General features: G+C 58.3%; 7 protein-coding genes. 4 read left to right on the top strand and 3 right to left on the bottom strand.

The features are described 5' to 3' along the window. Positions 1 to 488 precede the first annotated feature (488 nt). From ROG8370_RS19005 to ROG8370_RS18990, 4 genes are all read left to right on the top strand, one after another. Positions 489 to 1,352 (top strand): cyanophycinase, encoded by an 864-nt coding sequence (locus ROG8370_RS19005; RefSeq protein ID WP_085828713.1) that lies wholly within the window; start codon positions 489 to 491, stop codon positions 1,350 to 1,352. Between the two features lie 48 nt (positions 1,353 to 1,400). Next, complete coding sequence (cphA, locus tag ROG8370_RS19000) at positions 1,401 to 4,202, top strand: cyanophycin synthetase (RefSeq protein WP_085828712.1); 2,802 nt, start codon at positions 1,401 to 1,403, stop codon at positions 4,200 to 4,202. Further along, on the top strand, positions 4,153 to 5,955 hold the full coding sequence (locus ROG8370_RS18995; RefSeq protein WP_085828711.1) for a Mur ligase family protein: 1,803 nt from the start codon (positions 4,153 to 4,155) through the stop codon (positions 5,953 to 5,955). Before cphA ends, ROG8370_RS18995 begins: the two co-directional genes overlap by 50 nt. A 552-nt stretch (positions 5,956 to 6,507) precedes the next feature. Beyond that, positions 6,508 to 7,695 carry a thiolase family protein gene (locus tag ROG8370_RS18990; RefSeq protein ID WP_085828710.1) on the top strand — a complete coding sequence of 396 codons (1,188 nt, stop codon included), beginning with the start codon at positions 6,508 to 6,510 and terminating at the stop codon, positions 7,693 to 7,695. 284 nt (positions 7,696 to 7,979) lie between these two features. On the opposite strand, the gene ROG8370_RS18985 is transcribed toward ROG8370_RS18990, so the two are convergent. The 3 genes from ROG8370_RS18985 to ROG8370_RS21290 all read right to left on the bottom strand — a co-directional run. Then, positions 7,980 to 8,300, bottom strand: a complete 321-nt coding sequence (locus tag ROG8370_RS18985) for a YidH family protein (protein WP_085828709.1) — start codon at positions 8,298 to 8,300, stop codon at positions 7,980 to 7,982. A 255-nt stretch (positions 8,301 to 8,555) separates the two neighbouring features. After that, the gene (locus ROG8370_RS21295) at positions 8,556 to 8,741 is read right to left on the bottom strand and encodes a hypothetical protein (protein ID WP_370738354.1); all 186 of its coding nucleotides are present in this window, start codon (positions 8,739 to 8,741) and stop codon (positions 8,556 to 8,558) included. A gap of 67 nt (positions 8,742 to 8,808) precedes the next feature. Continuing rightward, positions 8,809 to 9,262 (bottom strand): ABC transporter permease (locus ROG8370_RS21290; RefSeq protein WP_281252714.1); only part of this gene is annotated, 454 nt, incomplete at its 5' end.

The raw sequence follows: 9,262 nt of genomic DNA, 5'->3' as shown, positions 1-9,262 counted from the left end.
CCTCCGCAAACTGGCCAAGATCCTTCCTGCACCGCAGCAAACGCGCAAAGCCTGATAGAAAAGGCGCTCGCGCTCTGTTCAGAACCACACTTTCTGCAACAGCAACACGTTGTTTTTCCACAGAATCGGCGGAGAACGGTCATCCGCTGCACCGCCAAAAGATCCGGTAGCGATTTACGATGGCCGACCGACAGAAAACACGCTCGTTGTGATGGCGCGTTCGAGATTAACGCTTTGCGGGCCGCCCACAGTTTGCGATGTATTTGCGCCCTCGGAAATAGCCTGGTGGATCTCTTGATAGTTGTTTGAAAGCCTGCTTTTGTGCGCAAGATAAGGTGCGGATGTGAATGTTCTTGATAAAGTCCTTTGACTTTCGGCCATTATCTCGACTTTTGCGTGGTATTTTGGTGGTGTCGACGCCATAGGATGGACCTGTGCGGGTCGTAAAGCGCGACCTGATTGAGGCAGTCGAAGGATATAAAAGCATTATGTGTCCAGCATCATTGGCCGATGAAAGCGAACGCGGGTTTATCATCCCGATCGGCGGGGGCGAAGATCGCGTCAAGGAAATGCAAATTCACCGCAGGTTTGTTGAGATGTCGGGCGGCGCGGATGCCTATATCGTGGTTATCCCGACCGCGTCGATGCTGGACCAGACAGGGCCGGATTATCATCGCATCTTCTCCAGTCTGGGCGCGGGCAATGTCGACTTCCTGCCGATCACACACCGTGCCGATTGCGATAATCCCGAGTTTTCCAAGATGCTCGACAAGGCCACTGGCATATTCATGACCGGCGGAAACCAGGTGCGGCTTTCGGCCATTCTTGGCGGGACGCTGGTGGCGCAAAAGATCAGGCGTCGCAACGCAGCGGGTGTTCCGGTCGCGGGCACGTCGGCGGGGGCCTCGATCATGTCCGAGCATATGGTGGCAGGCGGCGCCGATAACGAGGCCCCGGCAGAGGGTACCGTCAGTCTTGCGCCGGGCATCGGGCTGACCAATGCGGTGATCATCGATCAGCATTTCACACAGCGCAACCGCCTGGGCCGTCTGCTGACGGCGTCATCGTATAATCCGTTTCTGGTAGGGCTTGGCATCGACGAAGACACCGCCGCCTTTATCGGCCCTGACAACGTGCTGGAAGTGGTCGGCAGTGGCACGGTCACGGTGGTGGATGCCAGCCAGCTGACCCATTCTTCCATGTGGGATGCCAGACCCGGCGAGGCGCTAAGCCTTTTGGGGCTGCGCCTTGACGTGATGGGCGAGGGATGTCGTTATGATCTAAAGGCCCGCGTCGGGTATCCACCGCAAGAGCATTTGCCAATTTGCACCTTGCCGGTCTCAGACGTTTAAACATGCCACCCTGCGGGGCGGTTCATTATCAATCAACGAGGTAGCCATTTGAAAATACTCTCAACCAATGTCTTTGTCGGGCCGAACGTCTGGGCAAGTTTTCCTGTTATCAGGCATGTGATTGATCTTGGAGTATTGGAAGATTGGCCCTCTGTGAAAATCGGCCCTGATTTCACCGAGGGGCTCGCCGAGGCCTTGCCGGGGCTGGCAAGCCATGGCTGTTCCTACGGCGAACCGGGCGGTTTTTTGCGTCGCTTGCGCGAGGATGAAGGTACCTGGATGGGTCATATCCTTGAGCATTGCGCGATTGAAATTCAAAACGTCGCGGGCACCGATGTCAGCTTTGGGCGCACGCGCAGCACCGGGGTGCCGGGCCAGTACAACATGGTCTATGCCTATCGACAGCGCGACGTAGGTCTGGCCGCCGGCGACCTTGCTCTCAGGCTTTTGATGCATCTTCTGCCACAAGAATTGCAGGCGCAGGTTGCCTATGAATGCGACCCGGACTTCGATTTGCAGGCCGAATTGCGCAGCTTTGTCCTCCACGCGCAGCGCAAGGAATTCGGCCCCTCAACCGGCTCGCTGGTCAAGGCCGCACAGGATCGCGATATCCCGTGGATTCGCCTCAATGAAGGCTCCTTGGTGCAGTTCGGTCATGGCAAATACCAAAAGCGCATTCAGGCCACGATCACCTCCGAGACCAAACATATCGCCGTCGAAATTTCCTGTGACAAGGAAGACACTCATAACCTGTTGAACGATCTCGGCCTGCCGGTGCCGCAACAGCGCATTGTCTATAACGCCCAACAGGCGGTTCAGGCCGCCCACAGGATCGGCTTTCCGGTTGTGGTCAAGCCGCTGGATGCCAATCACGGGCGCGGCGTGTCGATCAACCTGACCAAAGACGAGGACGTCGAGGCTGGTTTTGCCGAGGCCGAGGCCCATTCCAAAAGTGCCGCTATTCTGGTCGAAAGCTTTGTCACCGGGTTTGATCACCGCATGCTGGTGGTCGACAACAAGCTGGTCGCGGTGGCCAAGCGGGTGCCGGGCCATGTGATAGGCGACGGCACGCACACAATTGCCGAGCTTGTGGATATCGTGAACGAGGACCCGCGCCGTGGCATTGGCCACCAGAAGGTGCTGACCATGCTCGAGATCGACAATCAGGCCAAGCGCCTGATCGCCGAGGCCGGCTATAGCACCGGGACCGTCCTGCCCAAGGGCGAGGTGTTTTACCTGCGCTCGACGGCGAACCTGTCGACCGGGGGCACGGCGATTGACCTTACGGATGTGGTTCACCCGGACAATCGCGACATGGCCGAACGCGCGATCATGGCCGTGGGGCTGGATGTCGGCGGGGTCGATTTCCTGATTGATGATATCACCCATTCCTACAAGGATATCGGCGGCGCGATTGTCGAAGTGAACGCAGCACCCGGCTTTCGCATGCATGTTGCCCCGTCCGAGGGGCAGCCGCGAGATGTGGCTGGCCGGGTGATCGACATGCTGTTCCCGCTGGGACATCAAAGCCGGATTCCGATTGCCGCGATCACCGGCACCAATGGCAAGACGACGACCTCGCGGATGCTGGGCCATATCATGAAGGCCAGCGGCAAGATCGTCGGCATGACCTCGACCGACGGGGTCTATGTGGATGGCAAGCTCAGCGTCAAAGGCGACATGACCGGCCCTAAATCGGCGCAGATCGTGCTGCGCGATCCCAAGGTCGATTTCGCGGTGATGGAAACCGCCCGTGGCGGCCTTATGCGCAGCGGTCTTGGCTATCAGCATTCCAACGTTGCGGCCTGTCTGAACGTATCAGCCGACCATCTTGGTCTGGGGGGCGTCGAGACAGTCGAGCAACTGGCCGTGGTCAAGCGCGTGGTGATTGAGAGTGCCACGGAAACTGCGGTGCTGAATGCCGACGACATCAATTGCCTGAAAATGGCCGATTATGCCGATGTTGGTTCAATCTTTTATGTCACCGTCAACCCGGGCCACACCCTGGTGAAAGAACATATCAAGGCAGGCGGCAAGGCGATCGTGCTGGAGCAGGGCATGAACGGCGATATGCTGACGATCTATGACAACGGGCTGCACATGCCTGTGCTGTGGTCGCACCTGATCCCTGCAACGCTTGAAGGCAAGGCTATACATAACGTTCAGAACGCGATGTTCGCGGCAGCGATGGCGTATAGTTTCGGCGTTGATCTCGACAATATCCGCCACGGGTTGCGGACCTTCGACACCAGCTATTTTCAGGCGCCGGGCCGCATGAACGTGTTTGACGAGCATCCCTTCAAGGTGATCCTTGATTACGGCCATAACCCCGCGGCTCTTGCGGCGATGGCCGATCTTGCCGACCGTCTTGAGGTCAAGGGGCGGCGGATTGTCGTGCTCTCGGTGCCGGGGGATCGGCGCGATTGTGACGTGGCCGATGCGGCGCGCACGCTTGCCGGGCATTTCGATCACTTCATCTGCAAGGCCGATGACGACCGGCGCAAGCGCGGCCATGACGAAATTCCCCAGATGTTCCGCGCCGAGTTTCTGAAGAACGGCATTGCCGAGGATCAGATTTCGGTCATTCCCAACGAGGAAGACGCAGTTGCGGCCAGCCTTGAAATGGCCAAGCCGGGCGATCTTGTGATCATCTTCGGGGATAGCTCCGCGCGCTGCTGGAAGCAGATCATCTATTTCAACGCGCCCGATCAAAACACCACTGCTGTTTCCAGTTCCGTCAGCCTTCAGCAGGCTGTCCCGTTTGAAGAAATGATCGACGGGGATTCAAGCATGGTGCGCGATGCGCGCGGTGTGCGCCTTGCCCGCGATGATGTCGAAGACGGCGATTGAGCAGGGTGCTCTGATGGACCGTATCGAACAGCTTGAAAGCGCCCTTGAGATCGCCTTGCCCGAGGTCAAGCATATCCGTGTCGAGCCCGCGCGCCGCCTGACCGGGCCGGGCCTTATCTGGGACCGCCCCGGCGCGGTACTGGATATCTACTTTGAGGATGTCGAGCCCGATATCCTGACAGGTCTCTGGCAGAAACATGCGCGCCGTGTGCTTGATGCGCTTGGCTGGGCGGGCGAAGACCTGATCTGGCGCCGTTTCCGGGGGGGTGTCAATCTGGCGATCTCCGCGCCGCCTGATCAGCTTTACTCGGCGATATTCGCCGCCCAGACGGCGTGGCATTTTTGCGCCGCAGAGCTGTTGCAGACCGGGCCGATGCCGTTCGATGACATGATCAACGATCTGAAAACGGTGATGGCGCAAGAGGAAAACCCGGCTCTGATCGCCTTGATCGCGGCCGCCTCTGCGCATGATGTTGATATCCTGTGCGATGATCATGCGGTTTCGCTTGGCCATGGGGTAGGCTCGCGCATATGGCCGACCCAAGGCTTGCCTGCCCCGCAGGATGTTGCCTGGTCGGACATTCATGATATCCCATTGGCCTTTATCACCGGCACCAATGGCAAGACCACCACAACACGCCTGTGTGCCGCGATTGCGCGCGCGGCGGGCAAGGTGGTTGGGCTGACCTCGACTGATGTGGTGCAGGTCGGGGATGATATCCTTGATCGCGGCGACTATTCCGGCCCCGGCGGCGCGCGGATGGTTCTGCGCGACCCGCGGGTTCAGATTGCCTGCCTGGAAGTGGCGCGCGGCGGCATCTTGCGCCGGGGCCTGCCAAGCCGCCGCGCCCGCGTGGCCGTGGTCACAAACGTGGCCCGCGACCACCTTGGCGAATATGGGGTGATGACACTGCCCGAACTGGCCCAGGCCAAGTTTGCGGTGGCGCGCGCCTTGGCGGCAGATGGCGTTCTTGTCCTGAACGCGGATGATCCGAATGTGGTGCTTGAGGCCGCCAACGTCAGCGCGGCAATCTGGTGGTTTTCGCTTGATGCCGCGGCCCCCCTGATCACGCAGGCGCGCACGCAAGGCCAGCCTTGCGCCTATCGCAAGGGCGACGCGCTGGTGTTTTTCGACGGTACCACCGAGACATGGTCGATTGCCATCGCGGACGTGCCGATCACCTTTTCGGGCGCGGCCAAGCACAATGTCCGCAACGCGCTTGCGGCGCTTGGTGTCTGCACGGCGCTCGGCATCCCGCAGAACGCTATCCGGGAGGGGCTTACAGGCTTTGTCTCCGATCCTCGCGACAACCCCGGCCGCTTCAATGAGTTCCGCTACAATGGCGCGCGCGTGTTCATTGATTTTGCGCATAACCCCCATTCGATTGCGGCGGTGTGCGATGCATTGTCGGTGTTTCCCTCGACCCGGCGCTTCCTCATGCTGAGCCAACCCGGAGACCGCTCAGATCAGGATATTGATGATGCGGCAACGACGGCGCTGCAGTTTCAGCCCGACCTGATCGTTGCCGCAGAAATCGCGGATTATTTGCGCGGGCGTGCCCTGAACGAAACACCACGTCTGATCGAGGCGTCGGCCATCGCCGCCGGGATCAAACCCGAAAACATCCTGCGCGCCAGCTCCCCGTCCAAGGGCGCAAAGGTGATACTTGACCAGGTGCAACCGGGTGATCTGGTCCTTTTGCTGGTGCTGTCGGATCGTGAGAGGGTGTTCGAGACACTGGCAGGCCCATAAGTGAGCTACCCCGCGAAATTCGGACACTGACGCAAGCTGCGATTTGCAGTCTGTTGATCTTCAACACAAAGGAGATTGACGATGCCAAAACCGAAACGACCAAATATCCAAAGCTGACATGAACGTATGTGGCGTCAGGGCAATCCCCCCATTTTTAATGGGGTCCAGCCGTAGAATTCACGCAGCTGTTTTTAGCTTTATAGCGGGTGTGATACCGCCGATGCCCATGTTGGGTCGCTCGTTGTTGTCAGTCCAGAGTGTAGATATGTACGGACTCCAGCCTCTCTGGTATGTAAGCGTTAGCTGAACAGAACCAGCGGGTTAGCTAACGCTTACAAGTGTCCCGATAGTCCGTACATATCTACACGACGCGCGCCGCCCCTCCCCGTCAGACACGCTGACGGGTTTACCTCTGAGCGAAGACCCGCAAGAGACGCAAATTGCTCAGGCTGCAGGATAGACATCGGCGACCATACTGATTGATCCGGGTCAATTTCCATCTCTGTGCGAGAGCTATCCTTTGAGAAAGCTCAAACCTGATTGGAAACGAAAATGTCCCGCACACATGTCGTTCTTTGCGCGCCGAAACGAACGCCTGTCGGAACCTTTGGTGGTACGCTGAAACGAATGCCCGCCTCGGATCTGGCCGGGCTGGCGATCCATGCCACCCTGGAGCAGGCAAAGCTGCAGAAGAGTGATGTGCAGGCCGCATTCATGGGGCACGTCATTCAAGCAGGCTGCAAGATGAATTCAGCACGTCAGGCAGTAATATCGGCAGGTTTGCCGGTTTCGGTTCCGGCCATGACCGTCAATCGCGTTTGCGGCTCGGGCGCCCAGGCAATTGTCTCTGCCGCTCAGGAGATTTGGCTGGGCCACCTCAATTGCGCCGTGGCGGGCGGCATGGAGAATATGGATATGGCCCCCTATCTTCTGAATGCCGGTCGCTGGGGATACCGCATGGGCACTGCCGAGATTTTTGACAGCATGCTTCGCGATGGTCTGAACGATGCGTTTTCGGGTGAACACTCAGGCTGGCACACGGAGGATTTGGTAAACAAGTTCGCCATATCTCGTGAGGCACAGGATACCTGGGCCTTGCGATCCCAAAAGCGGTTTGCCGCAGCGCAATCCGCTGGCGTTTTTGAAAAAGAGATTGTGCCGGTCGTCCTGAAAACCCGCAAGGGATCAGTGACATTTCAGAAGGACGAACACAATCGACCGGATACCACGAAGGAAAGCCTGGCCCGCCTCAAACCCGCATTCCGCAAGGACGGCACGATCACTGCCGGCAATGCGCCGGGTCTGAACAGCGGCTCTGCGGCGATGATCGTTGCAAATGCTGATTGGGCCGAGGCACGGGGCGTCGAGCCAATGGCCCGTTTGGTCAGTTACGGAATATGCGCCGTTGAGCCCGGCATGTTCGGTCTGGGGCCGGTCCCCGCAGTGCACCAAGCCCTTGAACGCGCCGGATGGGCGATTGGTGATGTTCAACGGTTTGAAATCAACGAGGCCTTTGCCGCTATCGCGCTCGCGGTGATGACGGAACTTGGCCTGCCTGAAGATATTGTCAATGTTGAAGGGGGTGCGATTGCGCATGGACATCCAATTGGCGCCACTGGCGCTGTTTTGACGACGCGGCTGGTTTATTCAATGGCGCGGGATGGGTTGAAACGGGGCATCGTCACACTGTGCATCGGCGGGGGTCAGGGGATCGCCCTGGCACTTGAGATATTGGACTAATGCCTGTTTGAGACGCGCCTTGGGACAGCATTCTCAATCTCGCAGAGCTTGGGGAAGTCGGCCCATGAAATGTGCAACTTTTGACCCGTCAATCACGCCGAGGTCAAAGGGATGACACACTCCACAAGCAGAGCTGAACAAACGGGGGGCGATTTTCCAACATCGCCAGGCCGCATGAAGCTCTCGGAGACTGGCTGAGGGGATCGCAAAACTGTCCCGCAGGTCTGTCCGGATTACGAGAGCGTCGGAGACTTGTCCGTTCGCCGCAAAACATCGGCAGATTTCTAGGACACGTTGACCGCAAAAAATGCAAGTGACGCAAACATGGCGACGACCATAAGCAGCAAAAGCGTATCAGCCGGAATTGTGTCGTCGTCGGCTTCCCGCGCCTGCGCGATACGTTTTCGCAGAGCGCGTTTTCGCAAATACGCAACTACAACCACGACGGCGCCCGAGATCAGCAAGGCCATCTCTGACCAGTGCGTGTTTTGCGGTGGGCCGACCCGTGCGACCACCAGCCCGAAACCAACAATGGAGACAGCGGTTCGAACCCATGCCAGAAAGGTGCGCTCATTCGCTGCGTGGTCACCAAAATTTCTTATCATCGTTCTCTTCCTTCTCTGCCCGGGGGCCACTCAGGCTCAAGCTCTTCCTTGACCGCAGGCCGCGTCAATGTTGTCAGCCCCCCTACCTTCGCCCTCACCGATTTTTTCAGACGGCGCGCCCATATCCAAGAGCGCTGACAGATACGCCGATGAATCTCGCCCATTTCGTGGGACCCTGTCGGCTTGGAAAAAGCCATTTGGCTTTGGCCGTTCTCGCTGAACAGGCGGGCTCCCGGTTTTCAGTCAAAAAAACCGTCAATCAAGCGTTCGCCGGAAGCGCAAGAGTGCGACCACCGCGTAGGCCAGGACGATTACAACCAGTGCAAGGATCGGTCTCGCGACATCCGGGGCTTGCGCGCCCTTCAACATGATTGCGCGGACCAGACGCAGGAAATGGGTCAGCGGCAAGCCTTCGCCCAATAGCTGCGCCCAACGTGGCATGCCGCCAAACGGAAACATGAACCCCGACAGAAGGATCGAAGGAAGGAAGGAAGAAAAAGAAGGCCAGCTACATTGCCTGCATCTGGGTGCGCGAAAACGTCGAGATCGTGTAGCCGATCAACACCATTGCCAGCACGAAAATGAGAATCGCGGCAAGAAGCAGACCGAACGAGCCGATAAATGGCACGCCGAAGAGAACCTTTGCGGCAAACAGGATCACAAGAACCTGTACTGCACCAACGCCGAAGAACGGCAGGATCTTGCCCAACATGATCTCGAGCGGCGTTGTCGGCATGGCGAGCAGGTTTTCCATGGTGCCCCGCTCTATCTCGCGTGTCAGCGCGATCGAGGTCATCATGACCATCGTCATCTGCAAGATGACACCAAGCAATCCGAGAGTGTCCGACCTTCTGTGTATGAGTAATTTGGCCCATGCTTCCAAAACGAAGGAGCATGATGACAATGACGATTTCCAAAGAACTACTGGATGAGCTGCTGAGCGGCGTTGAACGGCCAGAGGA

It is taken from the genome of Roseovarius gaetbuli (assembly GCF_900172365.1).
GTDB classification, from domain to species: Bacteria; Pseudomonadota; Alphaproteobacteria; order Rhodobacterales; family Rhodobacteraceae; genus Roseovarius; species Roseovarius gaetbuli.
Note: the sequence above shows the minus strand (reverse complement) of the source record. Positions and strands in the feature narration are given on the sequence as shown.